Origin of the sequence: uncultured Phocaeicola sp., from assembly GCF_948499155.1 — a bacterium.
GTDB lineage: Bacteria > Bacteroidota > Bacteroidia > Bacteroidales > Bacteroidaceae > Phocaeicola > Phocaeicola faecalis.
The window spans coordinates 60073-76513 of the sequence record NZ_CAOOSE010000004.1 but is presented as its reverse complement, the minus strand read 5'-3'; the positions used below and the strand labels follow the sequence as shown (position 1 = coordinate 76513).

Genomic DNA, 16441 nt, shown 5'->3' with positions numbered 1-16441 from the left:
TATGAAGACTTTGCTTCAAAGTGAGAAGTTTAAGATCAATGTGGTAGTGGATAAGACAGCGGAACAACGTAAAAAATTGAAAGCGGAAATCACCAAAGACTTGCAAGCAAAACTTGATGTGGGTTTTGACAAGAAGAAGTTGGTTGGTGATATGAAGACTTTGCTTCAAAGTGAGAAGTTTAAGATCAATGTGGTAGTGGATAAGGCCAGTACCACACAAGCTGTCCGTGCCGCCTTGCAAGCCGCCGGGTTGAATACAAACTTTACAGCAAGTGATTTACGCGCCGCCAAAGCCGCAGCCATTCAAACCAAAGCGGAGGCTTCTGCCGCAGCCGCACGTGAGCTTGCGCGACAAAGAGCCGCCCGTGCCGCCAAAGCGGAACTGGATTTGGCTAATGCCCGTGAGAGATCAGCCAATGCAGCAAGGCGGCACATGACAGCCACTCTCAATATGAATGGAGCAATGAACAGCCAGTTGAGTATTGTCGGACAATTAAGAAATGAATTTTTGGGGCTATACTCCATTTATGCGGCACAAAATTTCTTACGTGCAGTGGTTGATATTGGTGGTGAGTTGGAGAATCAGAAAATTGCAATGGCCTCTATCCTGCAAGATGAAGGCAAAGCTACAACCATATTCAATCAGATTAAGAAACTGGCTGTTGCTTCTCCGTTCGGGGTTATGGATTTGAATCAGTATGCCAAGCAACTTTCTGCATATTCTATACCATACAATGAATTGTATGATACCATGAAAAGGCTGGCTGATATATCAGCCGGTGTAGGTGTTGATATGGGGCGTATCATATTGGCCTTCGGTCAGATAAAGGCTGCTAAATTCTTGAAAGGAACAGAATTGCGGCAATTGACGGAAGCGAACATTCCTATGGTGGATAAACTGGCCGAGCGATTCAGTAAGTTGGAAGGCCGCATTGTCAGTGCCGGTGAAGTGCTTGATATGATCTCGAAAAAGAAGGTTACGTTTGAGGACGTAAAAGATGTTCTTTGGGAACTTACGGATGATGGTGGCATGTTTCATAACATGCAGGAAGTTCTTTCAGAATCAGTCAAATCCAAATGGAAGAACTTGGCTGATGCGATTGACATTATGCTTGGTGATATTGCGGAGTCAATGGGTAGTACATTGAAATGGACTGCCGAAAGCCTTACCACCCTTGCACAAAATTGGAAAGAACTTGTACCGGCTATCGAAGCTGCCGTTGGAGCCTTTGGATTTTGGAAGGCAGCTATGTTGGTGAATAGTCGTTTGGTTGTTGGTGAATATAAAAATATTTCGCAGACTGTTTTGGCTAATAAAAGGCTTACGGCAGAAAAACTTCGCGTTGAAGCAGCATATAGGAAACTGACTGTTGCCGAACAACAACTTATTGCCACTTCCAATAAACTGACTTATGCGGATTATGAGCAGATGGCTGTTTCGGGTCAATTAACAAAGAATAAACTGCTTCAACTTGTAGCTATGAAAAGACTGACTGTGGCACAAGCGGAAAGTATAGCTCTTCAGGCAAAGATGGGCAGACTCGATGTCTCACAAATATCTCACATTGGAGCGATGAATGTGGGGATTAGAGCATTGTGGGGGAATTTAAAAAATTTGGGGATGGTTTTGAAAGGGTTAGCTCCCCAATTTATTGTCTTTGCAGCAGCCTCTGCCATTTTTGAATTATGGTATAAGTCCGGGCAAAAGGCTGACGAAATGAACGAGCGTATTTCCGAGTTGACAACAAGAGCACAAGACGGTTTCAAGAACCTAACGAAAGAAGCTCAAAAATTTGCTGATGTTGATCCTTTTAAGGCGAATGATGCCTCATTGATTTCTTCCATTGAAGAAATGAAAACAGCATTAAAGGATTATTCCCCGGTTTGGGCAGACGCTTTTAATGAAACGTTTAAGACTGATGATGAAGGAAATAGTATAAAAAGCCTTGCAGAACAATATATATTGCTTCGGAATGCTTTGAATGATACAAAAGAGGCTTATAGGCTGCTTAATGACATAAAAGGTACGTCTGAACATGCCAATGAAGCGACTGACGGTTATTTTGATGACAGTTTTCTTGAAAATATCAATGACTATATTGATGCGGAGGAACGGGTAAACAAGATTATTGGCCGCATGTCAGGCAGCTATATCGAGTATTCCACCGCCATGCAGAAAGTTATAGCTAAACATGATGATTTTGCCAAAGCCGCTTCGGGTAAACCGCTGAAAAAACAGCTATCCATTCTCAAAGAATACCCCAAAGCATTGGCCAGCCTGAATAATGAGTTGCCTTTCACTGGAGAATATAGAGATGATATTTTTCAATTGCGGAAAGCGTGGAAAAACTCTAAGCGTATTTATATGGAAGATGTATTGCCGGATATGAAAGACTTCCTATCTGGGTACAAGTCGAGATTGGGAACTGCCGGTTGGGATTTAAATAATTTGAGTGATGCCCAAAGAATAGCCATCAGTTTAGACATAAGTGCTTTCTTTGACACGTTCGAGAAGATGCCGAAGTATATGCGGGACTTCTTTAATGGGAAGATTCTTGAAGATGAGTTCAATATCAAGATTAATGCTGAATATACGGAAACTATTCAGAGCTTGTCAGACTTGCAGAAAAAGTTCAATGAAGCCACAGATGGGCAATTTGAAGCCCAAATAAAGGTTTCTACGGATTCAGAGAAAATTATTGAAGGAGTACAAAAAGCGTATAAGGAAGCTAAAGAGACAACAAATCAATTGAAGCCGGTATTGATTAAAGCCGGAATAGATTTGTCAGGTATTGGAGCTATTGGCTTGTCAAAACTTCCTGACTGGCAGAAGCAAATTGTATCAGATTATAAAAAAGCTTTCTACACAATGCAATCCGGTGAGAAAGGAGCTAAAGAAATCGGTTTTTCTCTCACTGATCCAAGTAAGAATAAGAGCAAAAAGGATGTCTTTGCCGAGAGGTTGAAAGAACGGGTAAACTTGCTAAAGGACGCATATTCTGAATATAAGAAGTGGACTGATATTGTTGGAAAAGAAGAAGCTGCCAAAAAGGTTATAGAATCGGGCATTTTTGACTCCTTGTTTAGAGGGAAGGAACCGGTGGATATTGGAAATTATCGAGATGAATTGAATAAGATTCTTAACCAGCTTGACGATAAGACCGAAGTTCGTAGGGACTTGAAAGTTTCCATACGGAAAGTCATTGCGGATATTGATGCCAACGCTATGAAAGAAGCTTCGGATAAGGCCGCAAAAGAACTTGAAAGGTACGTATCTGATGTTTCAAAGAAATGGGATATATACAAGCAGCTTGTCAATGCCGGTGCAAGTAAGAAGGATGCTTCAACTTATGCTTTTGGTTTTTTGACTGATTATGAGAATGAAGCGCAATATTTAATAGATACAGTACAAAAGAAACTCAAAGAAAAGGCTGTTGATCTTCCATTCACTTTGAGTGACGATGAAGCAGAAAGTATATTAGGAGGTAAAGACAGCCCATTATATAAGCAATTTTTTAAGGTGTGGAAGGATGCTAAAGAGGCATTTGAGAAAGATAAGGTAAGTATTGCACTTGATGATACAAAGGTTATTGCCAATGCAAGATCAACGATAGAAAAGATACGAATATTAAGTGAACAGTACGCATCAAAGACTGGATTAAGTGTCGGAAAAAATGGGGAGTTGGTTGGTGATACGTCAGGTCTAAACAATGTTCAGAAGGCTTATCTTGATGAATATAATAAGAAGCTGATTGAATTAAAATCGACCTTATTACAATTGTTACCTGAATGGGAGAAAATATTTGGAGATAAAGAGCAACGTTCATTCTCTGATTTGAAAGAGGCTGAACGTATCGCAAGGGAAATCAAGAATAATGCAAAGGTTTCCTATGATAGCGATGGAAAGCCCAATGGATTTACTTCTTTTTTTACGAAAGATGATGGTAGTATTGAAAATGTTAAGGGTGCTTATTCTTTGTTGGATAAATTGATAAAAGCCATCCCCCAGTTGCAAGATGCACAGTTGGCTGTAAATCCATTCAAAACCTTAGCGAAGAATGTAAAAGAACTTTTTACTTCTGAAAAAGACAGCGACAAACTGGAAAAGAAAATCGGACGGTTGGGAGAAAGTGCCGCTGAAAGTGCTGATCTTGTCGGCAATTTTGCAGGACAGATGTCTTCCATGTTCGATGCTTTGGGCAATGAGGGTATGGCCGACACGATGGGTAATGTGCAGGATGCCATGTCTTCTATAAGCAATATCGGGCAGGGATTCGCCAAAGGTGGAATAGTTGGTGGTATTGCTGCCGCTGCCGGTGAAGCTGTAAACTGGATTGGGAAGATAGCACAAGCACATGACAAAAAGCTTGATAAGGCTATTGAAAAAAGTAAACTTCGTGCTCAACAGTTGCAGTATATATACGAACAGATTGACGGTATTCTTGAACGTTTCTTGGGCAGTGGCACGGAACTAAAACTTGTAGATGCAGAAAATGACCGTACCCGGTTGAATCAATTAAATAATCAGATTGAGGCAATACGCAATAAGGGGAAGATCAACATCTTCGATTTGATGTCTTTGCAGAAATATAAGCAGGAAGCGGAAAAACTTCAAAAACGTGTTTCGGCATACGATGAAGGCGGTGCATACGGGTATCAACGTGCCTTGATGCAAGAACAACTTTCAGAATTGGAGAAACAGCGGCAAGCCGAAATTGACAAGAAGAAGACGGATGATAGCAAAGTGGCTGATTATGAGAATCAGATTGCGGAGATGAAACAGCAAATAAAGGATTTTGCCGAAGAAACGGCTGAATCTCTTTATGGCATTAATTTGAAAGACTGGGCTTCGCAGTTGGGAGATGCCTTGTATGAGGCATGGCAGAAAGGCGAGGATGGTGCCGAAGCTTTCAAAAATAAGGTTGCCGACATTATGGGTGATGTTATGAACTCCATTCTCAAAATAAGTATTTTGGAACCGGCCATGCAACAGCTTCAAAAGATGCTTTTTGGTGAGGATGGAATGAGTGGTTATTTCGGCAAGGATTTCTCTCTTGACGAAAGGGAGTTGGAAAGTATTGCGGACTATCTAATGGGTGTCAGTGAGAAAACCGATGATTATTATTCCATGCTTGACAAACTGAATAACTATATGGAAAAGAAATATGGTATCAGCATGAAGGAAGAGGAAGAAGACAGTGGAAGTGGTTTATCTAAAGGCATACAGAATGTTACTGAAAATACCGCTAACCTTTTGGCTTCTTATATAAATGCAATCCGGGCTGACGTGAGTGTCAAACGGGAGTATGTGCGAAGATTGGTTGAAGAATTGTTCCCGGCCTATAATGTAATAGCGCAAGCGCAATTGCAACAACTGACAATGATACAGATAAATACAGCAAAGAATGTGGAATTTGTGGAAGAAATCAGGGATATACTGCATAGGAATATAAACGGTGTAAACAAGTTTAATATATGATTATGAATAGATTGAATAGTGAATTGAGAGGCCATGCCGTATCGTATGGCCTCTGCACACAATGGCAAGGTGACTGGCAAAATAATAAAAGTCAGCAGGAACTAATTGAAATGTATATACGAGGCATTGATTTTTGTATTGAGCACGATTATCCGACAGTGGAATATATAAAAGGTAATTTTGACCGGAGTCTGCTTCATCAAAACCATATTTTTGTTGATGAACCAGTGACCGGAGGCAACAATGGTGTATATGTACTGAACGGTAAATGTTCAGGTAAACTTTCTTTCGGTAAATTTACAGCTGCTACTCTCCATTTGCGCCATGATAGTGAATTGACTCTTGAAGTGGAAGATTGCGCCAAAGTTTTTGTGAGTGTATATGATCGGGCTAAACTACATGTAAGGCAAAGCGATGTGGCTAAAGTTTATGTATATGTTCATGGTGGAAACTGTAAAGTTGAAACCGATGGCAATGTCATGGTAAGATATAAAATGAATGGGGATTAACATGCGTTTTGCAACATCCTTATTTATAGCCTTTTATATTCCTATATTATTTGAACGGTATCATAAATGACAATCAACATCTCGCCACAATACGGTAGATACGCGCATTATTTATATTATGTCTAAATTTTAGAGTAAATATAACTGTTTTTATTTACCGATTCTTACCGTTTGTTACTGATGTTTACCGAATTTATTTTATTGATTTTTAGGTTGTTGTATGGTGAAAATATCGTCTTTATATTTGCGCTGGAAACAATGCTGTAAGGTTCATTACGTGGTTGTCATGAACTGGAGTAAAATATTATAGGGCATTCTCTTTGAGGCAGACAACCACATTAGGCTTCATCGGGATTTGCCCTTTCTCTTTACTATTATGTCAAGCGTGACTATTATATTAAGGAGGGTTCAGTAGGTACGAGTAATGGCGTATTGGGGTTCGATTCCCTGCCTACTACAAGATCGGACAAAATAATTCCCCAAAAGCGGAGATGTCCGAGCCGCTGATGGGGAAAACATTAACTTTATAGTGCAAAGATATGGAAAATTTTAATCAGTTAATACCTATTGATGAGGGAAAAGGTAAAAAAAGAACAATGACCTCCTTGCAGATTGCAGAAATTACGGGCAAAACTCATTCAAATGTAATGCGAGATATTCGCAATATCCTTGAACAACTGGAAGAAAAACATAAATTCAATTTTGAATTGATGTTCAAAATCACAAAGTTAGGGAATAACGCAGAAAGAAAAGACCCTTATTATCTTCTCACTAAAAAAGACTGCTTGCTTCTCGCAAGTGGTTATGATGCAAACTTACGAGCCAAAATTATTAATCGTTGGGAAGAACTTGAAGAAAACAAGCGTGAGCTTTCCCGTAAAAGGGAGAAATCTTTGTTAAGTAAAATCTAAATTTATAATATGAAAACAAATCAAATTTTTCAATATAATGGAAGCCCTATCACTTTTTATAAAGATGATAATGTAATGGTAAATGCAACAGAAATGGCAAAGCCGTTTGGTAAATTAGTAGGGGATTGGCTTAGATTGAAAGCTACTACCGAGTTCACAGAAGCACTTTCAGCCGATATGCATATTCCCATATCGGCACTAATTCAAGTAGTTAAAGGTGGTAATAGCGAACAAGGCACATGGCTTCACGAAGATGTAGCATTGGAATTTGCCCGTTGGTTATCTCCATCATTTGCTATATGGTGTAATAAGCGTATCAAAGAGTTACTTCAATATGGCATGACCGCCATGCAGCCAACTTTGGAGCAAATGATAAACAATCCCGACCTTGTTATCAGTCTTGCAACACAATTAAAGAACGAGCGAGAAGAGAAGCAACGTCTTGAACAACAGAACGCATTGCAAGAAGAGCAGTTGCTTCAAGCCGCTCCGAAGGTCAGCTATTATGATAACCACTTGCAGAGTGTAAACACCCAGACGAGCACACAAGTCGCCAAGCAGATAGGAATGGATGCCGAAAAGCTGCATAAGAAGCTGAAAGAAATCGGAGTCATCTACCGACAAAGCGGACAATGGTTATTGCATACTCCTTATTCTACTTGGGGACTACACTCTACACGTACACAGACGTACACACGTTCGGATGGCTCGATAGGAACAAATGTTTATACTGTATGGACTACGAAAGGTGTACGTTTTATCATCGCATTATGCGAAAGCGGTTGGGACGTAAAGAAAGCCATAAAGCTGATTAAGGGTGAATTAATACCAGTAGCATAGCGTTCACTATTTATTTCTCTGAAAATTCAGAAAAATCGAGTTTTTGACAATATACACATAGTATAAAGAGAAATAAATAAAAATCTCCTGAACTTGCTTATATGTATGTTTGGGAGAAAAGGGTAAGAAATAGTATGCAAGTAAAATATAAAAAACATTGTATGAAGACAAATCAAGAAATGGTGCGATACATTGATAGTTTTTCTGTGGTTCAGCGCACGAGTGATGGTTATTTTGACGGAACTGAATTGCTTCGGCAGTGGAATAATGTAGAAGGGAATCCGAGAAGGCAAATGAGTAAATTCTTAGAATCTGATAATACATCAGAGTTTTTGAAAGCTCTTGCAGAGGATGAAAGCCATAGAGCAAAAATGCTCATTGGTGAAAATCAACTACTTATAAAAGTTAAGGGTAGAAATACGAAAGAAGGCAAAACACCCGATAAAGTTTGGATGAATCCGCTTCTGTTTATCAAATTTGCTATGTGGATAAATCCGTCTTTTGAAGTCAAAGTATTACGGTTTGTGTACGATGAAATGATTCGCTATCGAAACGATGCCGGGGATGCTTACAAAGAACTTGGCTCTGCCGTTCAGAAGATAGTTCCTAAAGAGTTTATGCCGAAAGCAATGCAAAAGGTTGGGGAAGCATTGAATTGGGTTGTGTTTAACTCACATGAGAAAATGCTTCGCAACAAGCAGGGTGATGAAAGCAAACAACGCGAACTGTGGCAGCTTGAAAAGAAGGTGGCTGATTTAATCAACGAGGGATTCATTACCAACTTCGATAATTTAATATCATACCTTAGAAAACAATATTCAAAAAGGAACTATCCTGCCGTGTTCCAATTACAGCAAGAAAATACAAATTTTATCCACTATAAATAATAAATCAATATGGAATTAGTAGAATTTATGAGCAACAAAGAATGCGTTGTAGAAACATTCAAAGTAAATGGTCTTATTGCAAAAGACAATACGGTAACAGAGAAAGGTTTAATGGCTATACAGTTCTATTTAGATATGATAGAGCAAAAGAAGCCAGAATTGGAAAATTGTCAAACGGCTTATATGTCATGTAGTGAGGTGGAGGAATGGGAAAAGAAAAACGCTGCGGCTTCGGTAAGTTTTGACAGCGGAGGGGTAGTCGAGTTTCTCCCGATAGAAATGTTCTCAAAAGATGCTAAAATAGAAAAGGGAGGTGGCATAAAAGGTATGCTTATTTCAATGTGCGATTGCGCATGTGAAGATGAAATATCCGAAATAGTATCTTCAAATGATGAAATTCGTAAATTGAGAGATGCGCTTAACAAATATCTCGAAAGCTGAATACTTTTGGCTAAGAGTGGCAAAATGCACAAAATAAAATTGGGCTGACTTTGGAGCCAGCCTAATTATAATTTATACGCGAAAACATTAGCCAGATTATGTTAGCTCAATATTTAATGGTAGTCAGTGTTAAAAGACGCACTAATATCTTTATATTTAGAATATAATTCCATTTTTATTTTGTATATTTAATTTGTAAATTATAGTCCATCAGAGAATTTCGCTTTCTTCTGTCTCTCACGTTCGATATTTTCTGTTCTTTCTTTTTCTATTTGTTTTCTGATACTATCTTTTTCATTTTCTAATAATTCTATTAATTGAGGATGTGATATATCAATAGCTAAATGAAAAGTTATTAACGTCCCGGCTCCTTGACGTTCTGATTCATAATCAGCTTTGTAGAAATTGATAGCTTTATATAAGAAAGGCCATGCAGCTATATGTATGGTACTTTCGTTTCCAAAACTTTTCCCATATCGTTTAAGTAAATAATCGTATATGGTTGATTTATCTTGTATATATTTGTTGTATTCATAATCTTCTTTGTCGAAAACATTTATGTCATAATCATACAGTTTGTACTTACGTACAGTTTTGATAGTAAATCCACAAAGTTGATTTTTGTAAAAAGTGGGATGCCCTAACTTAAAATCAATGCCATTTACTGTAATTATGCCATTAGTTTCTTTTTCAATTCTATAATAAACTGATTTGTAATCTTTATGTGACATACCCCAAAAGAAACTCCCCATGATTTTCTTGCCGTCTCTTTGGGCGAGGATATTGGATTGCTTAAGAATATATAAACTATCTTGGACTTTTTGTAAACTATCTGCGATAAATTCCTCTCGCCTTTTTTCTTTATAATAAATCTGGCTTCTTTCTAATTCTTCCTTTATTTCGCATTTATGTATCTTTTCATTTAGTACTAATCCCACAAAAATAAATAATATGGAAAGCAATATAGAACTTATCCATATAAAGTTTCTAAAGCTTTTCTTTTCATTCCATTTGTTATTCACATATCCCCATAGAATAAGAATTGGTATGAGAGATAATATCAAAAAAAAGATTGAGCTGGAAATATGATTTATTCCATAACAGATAATGATACTTTCAATAATGGAGAATATCAAGGAGGGGACTATTATTTTTTTACACATAAAAACTGAATAATAAATTCATTATATAAAGTATAACTATAATCATAATTCAAGAATACTCTAAAATTGATAGTAGCAATGCTACCAATTAAACTAAAACTCCTAACATATAATAACCTCTTTTATAATTAAATGCAAAAGTATTAATAAATAAAATTATGACAAATGATATTTTTTATGTTTTTCAACATACACGTGGAAGCAAGTTAGGGGTTGAGTATAATAATCTACTAAAAAATGCTTTTATGGCATTATTTTCTATGATTATATAGAAAATACAATTATATTTGCGTTGAAATAAGATTAAAGTATAAGGCCATAGAGCTTGTTGTGGAGACTAAATATCTCTGCGGCAAGCTCTTTTTTAATATATGTATATGAACGAACCGTATTCTATTTTGATGCAGAAAACTACCGAGAATGCTCCAGTCAAAGACAGCTTGGCGCATTTTGGAATTGTGTGCACAGAATTTCCGTTCAAGCCGGGTGGGGAAACGAAAGATTTACCCAAACGGGATTGGCCGGATGAAGACGGTGAAGATACTTACATACCCGATAAGCTGCTATTAAAGGCATACGACTTGGAAGCCGAGATGTGCTATAAGGGAGATTTGGGTACTGCATACGATAAAATTATGGCCTTTCAAAACTATCTCACGGGAGAAAATGGTGACGGTGCCACCTTGAAAATATATAACTCGCACACGGGTATCGGGCGGCAAGGACTTTACTTACTGGAGGTTGGAGATTTTGAATTTAATAAGTCCAATATGGATGAAGTCTTGACCTTCCCGGTAAAATTCAGAGTAACTGATCCTCGAACTCAAATAATCCCCTCGTATAGTGTTGCGGAACCGACAAAGATAGTTGCATTGGTTGAAAAAGTATAGCTGTATGGCATGGAAGGTTTATGATAAAACTGGCAATACGGTACGTTGTACACTGAAAGGTTTGGAGTATAATGGTACATGGATGGGTGCATGTTTTGTGACAAGCACTCTGAAAAGTGCCGTACCCATTCTTTTTGAGATAGGTGACTATGTTATGTACCGTGGTGAGAAGTTTGAGATAAACTATGATCCTACGGCATTAAAAAAGGCGGCAAGAAAAACTTCGGGAGAAGCGTTTGTCTATGATAACGTAAAGTTCAACTGGCCGGGAGATGAATTGACGCGATGTGATTTTCTTGATTATGTGAAAAGTGATAATCAGATACACTTCACTTCTTTGCCTAAGTTCAGTTTCTTCGCTTCGTCTATACAAGATTTGGCAGACCGTGTTCAAGTAAATCTTGACCGTATATATACCGGAGCACAAAAATGGACGGTTGCCGTACACCCTGAATATGTGAGCACTACCAATGTAAACATTGATGTGAACAATATAAAGGTATGGGGTGCATTGGAGTTGTTCAATTCAAAATTTGGTGCGAACTTTGTTATTCGTGGCCGAACAATAACAATCGGTACTGCCGGTATTGCTGTGGGCAATATTTTCAAGTATGGACGTGGAAACGGTTTGTACGAAATTCAACGTACAGCCGATGCGGATCAACAGATTATTACGCGATTGCGTGCATACGGTAGTACAAGAAATATGCCTAACCGGTATTATAATAAGCTCTCAAACAGTTCTCTTACCAATTATTTGCCGAATAACATGGCCGTGGAAAATCTGATGTTACCTGATTTTCCTAAGACAACGCTTGATCCATATATTGACAGTAAGAATATTGCTGTGCTTGGCATTCGGGAAGGGAGTGTTTATTTTGACGGTACCGGTGGTTTGGAGGAAATATGTCCTTCAATGGAAGGTATGACCGCCGAACAGTTGAAAGATGCAGGTATTTATGTATCATTGGATGCCGGGGATAATGGCAATCTTGACGAAGTGGCTGATGCCGAACAACTGACAGATGATGGTACAATGGATAGCCTGAAGGAAGGTGAAGATGTCCCACCTTTTACAATAACGCTAAAAGATGTTGGTTTCAATATAAACGATTACCTGACTTCTGAAACAGCCACCATTAGCATGAAAAACGGCATGTGTGGTGGCCGGGATTTTGAAATAACCAAATGTGAGAAGAAGGGCAATAAATATGTGCTGACTTGTAACCGTGTATATGATGAAAGTCTGAAATTATATTTCCCATACAAGGATTACAATATAAAGTCCGGTGACAAGTTTGTCCTGCTTTATATTGATATGCCGGACGTTTATATTCAGGCCGCTTCACAACGGTTGCTTGCTACCGCGAAAAAATATCTTGCAAAGAATGACTATGTGCGCTATTCGTATGAACCGAAGGTGGATGATATTTTCATGGCACGCCAACATGATGAGGCTGTTGCAAGGGGGGAAGCAAGCATACATGATACTTTGAAAGAAGGGGACTTGATGCTATTCACTGATAGCGATCTTGGTATTGAAGGCAGCATCATTATTGATACCCTTATTATCAAAGAGGGAGAAGATATGATACCGAAGTACACTATGACACTTCGGGAGGAAAAGGCTGTTGGATCGCTTGAAAAAATCCAAAATCAGATAGACTCTATTGCAGGTGGTGGGCAGGGAACCGGTGGCTTGAATACCCAACAGATACAGTCTATCATCCGTTCACTGGGCAATCAGCTTTTTCTTTCGCGCACCCACAATGATACGGCAGCTGGGCTTATCGGCTTCTTAGCCGGTGCTATCTTTGGTGCAAGCGGTTTTGCAGAGGGTTTGACCGGCTTTGGGGCGAAAATAGACAGCATGGGACGTGGGTATATGGAAAGCCTCACGTTACGCAGGTTTTTAGAGGTGCCGGAATTGCGTTTTAACCGTGCTGAAATTGTGCTTGGTGACAAATGGCGTTCTCCCGGTGCTGGAATTATAGAGAGTGTTGAGCCTGATTATGATGCTGATGGTAACTTGCTACGTTTCGGGACAATAAGTTTGAAATTACAAGACGGTGAAATAGGTGCTGTGGCTGTGGATGATATTTGCATGGGGTATTTCCATGACTATGAAACGCCGGGGAATAATGCGGTATCTGATATAGATGATAGCCGTGGCAACCGTATGTTTGCCGGTTTCTGTACAATCTATTTTCGTATTACAGAAATATTGGATGCCGGAACAAACAAAAGGTTTCGCTATGTGCTTCGTGGTGTTTCTGATCGTTGGCAATATTCTTTCCATCCGTGTGAGGCTTTGCATTTTGTCGCTTATGGCAACTTTACAAACAAGGAACGCCAGACTTCCGCTTATGAGACGAGGACATACCGCCGTTTCTTGGTAGGGGTAAATGACTGGGAGTTTACAAAGAGTATGGTTGCAATGCAGGATGGGGATTTGAGCAATCTCAACATCTTCGGGTTGGATATGACCGGTTATTCTGCTTATCTGAATAACATTTATATGACCGGCACAATCGAACAGTTACAGATAGATGCACCGGTACGCATTGAGATTGATACGCAAGGTGACAATTTTCTTGCTTATGGTGAATCAATGGAAATTACTTGCAAGGTCTTTAAAGGTTGGGAGGATATTACAGACACAGTTAGACAATGGGCTATCCGAAGGGATAGTGGAGATACCGCCGATGATGAAGCTTGGAATATCAAGCATAAGGATTTCAACGGTTCAATAACGATACATAACACAAAGGAAATTAGTGATTTAGGAAATAATTCAGTAACAGTGGTAAGTACCTTGTTTACCATAACGGCAACAAATGATACTGCATCAGTAGAAGCAATTGTGACGATATGATAGAGAGTGAAAAGAAAAGAATCAGAAAAGAGTTTCAACCGCTTACGATTGCAGTAAGCTTGAAGATAATGACACCGAACAGTCCGGCCAATCAGGTCTATAATCCGGTGGCAAATGAATATGATCCTGACCGTGGGGTTACTCCACTGGTGATTTTACCGGAAGTCATAGCGAATGCCGCTGACGGTAGCTGGGATATGCCTTATGTTAATTCTTTGTTGGCAGAAATGAACTGGTTTGCTAATGGAGAGAATATTTCTGCAATCAGTTCATGGAATGGGAAGTACAGTATAGATACGGTTGGAGATACACGCGGTGCCATTACCATAAGCAGAAATGTGGCTCCGGGTGAAAGTTTTGAGTTGTATTTTGAAGGTCTGATAGCTGATACCCGGCTTGGGGTGAATATTCCCGTTAAGACTGACTCTATCATGTTGACAACGGTAGATAAGAGTGAAGATACCTACGGTTTGTCTATTGGGGATAGTCAGATAATCCAGTACAATCCATTTCTTGACAAGCTTTTGTTGTATGATTACAAGGTAGCCAACAATTTGATTTCCGCATCTACGGCCAATAGGAATGCAGCTTTGGATGAAAATTCATACGAGCGCACCATTCCACTTATGGTAACAAAGGGAGTGAATAAAATAACTACCGGATATACAATTGAACTTTATCAGGTGAACAGCATATCAAGTCAAACAATGCTGACTACCGCAAACCATGAAATAGTGGCTTTGTCCTTAACCAGCCTGATAATGGACTTGCGTTTGGTCGAGAAGGGGGATTACTTGCTGTTGGTGAAGGTTGGTGGAAAGGAGGTTGCAAGACAGCAATTCTCCGTCAATCGTGTTTATCCAAAATTTACGTGCATACCGGCAAGTCAGGCTTCCATCAATCCTGATGAAATCCTGCATAGGAATATAGCTATGGTACAGTGGAATGGAGAAATTGTGCCGATACCGGCACCGATTATCCGCATGGTATGGTTTACGGACAGTGCAAATAAGACCGGGGTACAATGGCAGGAGGGGGAAAAAACTGTGATAATGTTGGATGGAACCGGTATTGGTGAAACTTATCTTGACGATTGGTTGGACGTGTACATTAAGGCCGAGCAAAAAAAGGCTTTCTCTGTATTGACTGATGGGACAAATGAATATACGGACAGTAACGGGAACATATATATAAATAATTGATATGAGGTATGTTGTAGCAAATAAGGAAAAGGCTTTGGATGCCGGGGTTCTGTTGTTGGGGCACTTGGTAAAGGGAGAATCCATCATCTTGAATGAAAAGGAGGTAATGTGCCTGCCTTCTCTTGATGGAGAACTGGAAGATAGAATACTGTTGTTGGACGGTATCGTTTATACTAATACAAGCATGAATCAAATTATATCAGAAGGAGGTTGGGAATATGGCAGAAAATTATAGTGCCCAAAATAGCATCACGATTAAACGTCTTCGTTCCAATGACAGCCTGATGCTGACTTTTGAAAATAATGGCATTCCATTGTTTCAGGCCGTAGATGAAGAAAGTGGGGCTGTCTCTCCTGATTGGAGTATAGCTGCGAATCAGCCGGTACGGACACCCAAAGTAACTTCGGCACGTGGGTTGGCGGTCAGTTTGTCTGGTCATAGTTGGGCTTACAATGGAGTGGCTTTAAATTTTAACGGTGCGGAAAGTGGAGGTTGGAAAAAAGACAGTACGGGCAAATTCTCTTTGAATACCAATACCGGTGCCATTAAAATTGTCGGAAACTTGGCAAGCAAAACGAATATTGCAGGAGATACATTGACTTATTCATGTGTCGCTTCTACGGCAGGTGTTGAGTATAATTTGACCGGGGAACTGCCTATTGCCATTCAGAATATGGGAGCCAGCTCTTACTATCTTGCTATTCTTGCAAGTACCGAACAGTTAACAAGCAAAGTAACAAGTTGTACTCTGACTACCAAGCTGTATGCCGGTGCCAATGCCATTACCGATTACTATATAAAATGGTATAAGGACACGGCGGCTTGGACTGATAAGAACGGACAGAAAAGTGTAACTGTTACCCGTGGTGATGTGGACGGTACCCAGTTATTCATAGCAGAAGTTTATCAGTCTTCAAGTGCTTCACAACCGATAGCACGTGCCGGGGTACGTATCATTGATACGGCAGATGAATTTCAAATTGTATGTTATATAACTTCTTCCAACAAAGAGGTTGATACCGGACAACCCGTTACAGTAAGTGCCAAGATTGTAAATATGACTACGGGGTCAACTTATACTCCTACTTCCGCATCGTGGACTATGGATGTGATGGATAAGGAAAACTGGAAGAGTTTGAAACATTCTACAACAAATTCTATATCTGTAACAACAACGGAAACTGACAGAAACGGGACTCAATATGATGTTGATGTTTTGGCAGAATGTCATTTTAATTAACAT

General features: G+C 39.3%; 12 protein-coding genes. 11 read left to right on the top strand and 1 reads right to left on the bottom strand.

Annotated elements, in window-relative coordinates:
- The first annotated feature begins 1 nt into the window (after position 1).
- The 6 genes from QYT14_RS04820 to QYT14_RS04795 all read left to right on the top strand — a co-directional run bounded on the left by QYT14_RS04820 (position 2) and on the right by QYT14_RS04795 (position 9067).
- A complete protein-coding gene (locus QYT14_RS04820; RefSeq protein ID WP_288326096.1) occupies positions 2-5479 on the top strand; it encodes a tape measure protein in 5478 nt (1825 codons plus the stop codon).
- Positions 5476-5988 (top strand): hypothetical protein, encoded by a 513-nt coding sequence (locus tag QYT14_RS04815; RefSeq protein ID WP_130056657.1) that lies wholly within the window; start codon positions 5476-5478, stop codon positions 5986-5988. The genes QYT14_RS04820 and QYT14_RS04815 overlap by 4 nt, the downstream gene beginning before the upstream one ends.
- Positions 5989-6527: 539 nt before the next feature.
- Positions 6528-6899, top strand: coding sequence for a Rha family transcriptional regulator (locus QYT14_RS04810; protein WP_008775830.1), 372 nt, complete (start codon positions 6528-6530; stop codon positions 6897-6899).
- A 9-nt stretch (positions 6900-6908) separates the two neighbouring features.
- Positions 6909-7739 (top strand): phage antirepressor KilAC domain-containing protein, encoded by an 831-nt coding sequence (locus QYT14_RS04805; RefSeq protein WP_057087835.1) that lies wholly within the window; start codon positions 6909-6911, stop codon positions 7737-7739.
- Positions 7740-7900: 161 nt separating this feature from the next.
- On the top strand, positions 7901-8626 hold the full coding sequence (locus QYT14_RS04800) for a KilA-N domain-containing protein (RefSeq protein WP_118214408.1): 726 nt from the start codon (positions 7901-7903) through the stop codon (positions 8624-8626).
- A gap of 9 nt (positions 8627-8635) precedes the next feature.
- Complete coding sequence (locus tag QYT14_RS04795) at positions 8636-9067, top strand: hypothetical protein (RefSeq protein ID WP_004326765.1); 432 nt, start codon at positions 8636-8638, stop codon at positions 9065-9067.
- A 200-nt stretch (positions 9068-9267) separates the two neighbouring features.
- Here the strand turns inward: QYT14_RS04795 and QYT14_RS04790 are convergent, their stop codons facing one another.
- The gene (locus tag QYT14_RS04790; protein WP_147399446.1) at positions 9268-10005 is read right to left on the bottom strand and encodes a hypothetical protein; all 738 of its coding nucleotides are present in this window, start codon (positions 10003-10005) and stop codon (positions 9268-9270) included.
- Between the two features lie 602 nt (positions 10006-10607).
- Here QYT14_RS04790 and QYT14_RS04785 point away from each other — a divergent pair.
- The 5 genes from QYT14_RS04785 to QYT14_RS04765 are packed head-to-tail and all read left to right on the top strand — an operon-like array spanning position 10608 to position 16438.
- Complete coding sequence (locus tag QYT14_RS04785; protein WP_007846598.1) at positions 10608-11120, top strand: hypothetical protein; 513 nt, start codon at positions 10608-10610, stop codon at positions 11118-11120.
- Positions 11121-11124: 4 nt separating this feature from the next.
- The gene (locus tag QYT14_RS04780; RefSeq protein ID WP_288326100.1) at positions 11125-13995 is read left to right on the top strand and encodes a hypothetical protein; all 2871 of its coding nucleotides are present in this window, start codon (positions 11125-11127) and stop codon (positions 13993-13995) included.
- Positions 13992-15197 carry a hypothetical protein gene (locus QYT14_RS04775; protein ID WP_005794386.1) on the top strand — a complete coding sequence of 402 codons (1206 nt, stop codon included), beginning with the start codon at positions 13992-13994 and terminating at the stop codon, positions 15195-15197. Before QYT14_RS04780 ends, QYT14_RS04775 begins: the two co-directional genes overlap by 4 nt.
- Position 15198: 1 nt before the next feature.
- Positions 15199-15432 (top strand): hypothetical protein, encoded by a 234-nt coding sequence (locus QYT14_RS04770; protein ID WP_005794383.1) that lies wholly within the window; start codon positions 15199-15201, stop codon positions 15430-15432.
- Entirely contained in the window at positions 15416-16438 is a 1023-nt protein-coding gene (locus QYT14_RS04765; RefSeq protein ID WP_288326103.1) for a hypothetical protein, read from the top strand. The genes QYT14_RS04770 and QYT14_RS04765 overlap by 17 nt, the downstream gene beginning before the upstream one ends.
- Positions 16439-16441: the final 3 nt, after the last annotated feature.

Excerpts from the sequence above, each read along its gene's own strand:
- QYT14_RS04820 (WP_288326096.1), top strand. The coding sequence starts at position 2 with ATGAAGACTTTGCTTCAAAGTGAGAAGTTTAAGATCAATGTGGTAGTG.
- QYT14_RS04815 (WP_130056657.1), top strand. The coding sequence starts at position 5,476 with ATGATTATGAATAGATTGAATAGTGAATTGAGAGGCCATGCCGTATCG.
- QYT14_RS04810 (WP_008775830.1), top strand. The coding sequence starts at position 6,528 with ATGGAAAATTTTAATCAGTTAATACCTATTGATGAGGGAAAAGGTAAA.
- QYT14_RS04805 (WP_057087835.1), top strand. The coding sequence starts at position 6,909 with ATGAAAACAAATCAAATTTTTCAATATAATGGAAGCCCTATCACTTTT.
- QYT14_RS04800 (WP_118214408.1), top strand. The coding sequence starts at position 7,901 with ATGAAGACAAATCAAGAAATGGTGCGATACATTGATAGTTTTTCTGTG.
- QYT14_RS04795 (WP_004326765.1), top strand. The coding sequence starts at position 8,636 with ATGGAATTAGTAGAATTTATGAGCAACAAAGAATGCGTTGTAGAAACA.
- QYT14_RS04785 (WP_007846598.1), top strand. The coding sequence starts at position 10,608 with ATGAACGAACCGTATTCTATTTTGATGCAGAAAACTACCGAGAATGCT.
- QYT14_RS04780 (WP_288326100.1), top strand. The coding sequence starts at position 11,125 with ATGGCATGGAAGGTTTATGATAAAACTGGCAATACGGTACGTTGTACA.
- QYT14_RS04775 (WP_005794386.1), top strand. The coding sequence starts at position 13,992 with ATGATAGAGAGTGAAAAGAAAAGAATCAGAAAAGAGTTTCAACCGCTT.
- QYT14_RS04770 (WP_005794383.1), top strand. The coding sequence starts at position 15,199 with ATGAGGTATGTTGTAGCAAATAAGGAAAAGGCTTTGGATGCCGGGGTT.
- QYT14_RS04765 (WP_288326103.1), top strand. The coding sequence starts at position 15,416 with ATGGCAGAAAATTATAGTGCCCAAAATAGCATCACGATTAAACGTCTT.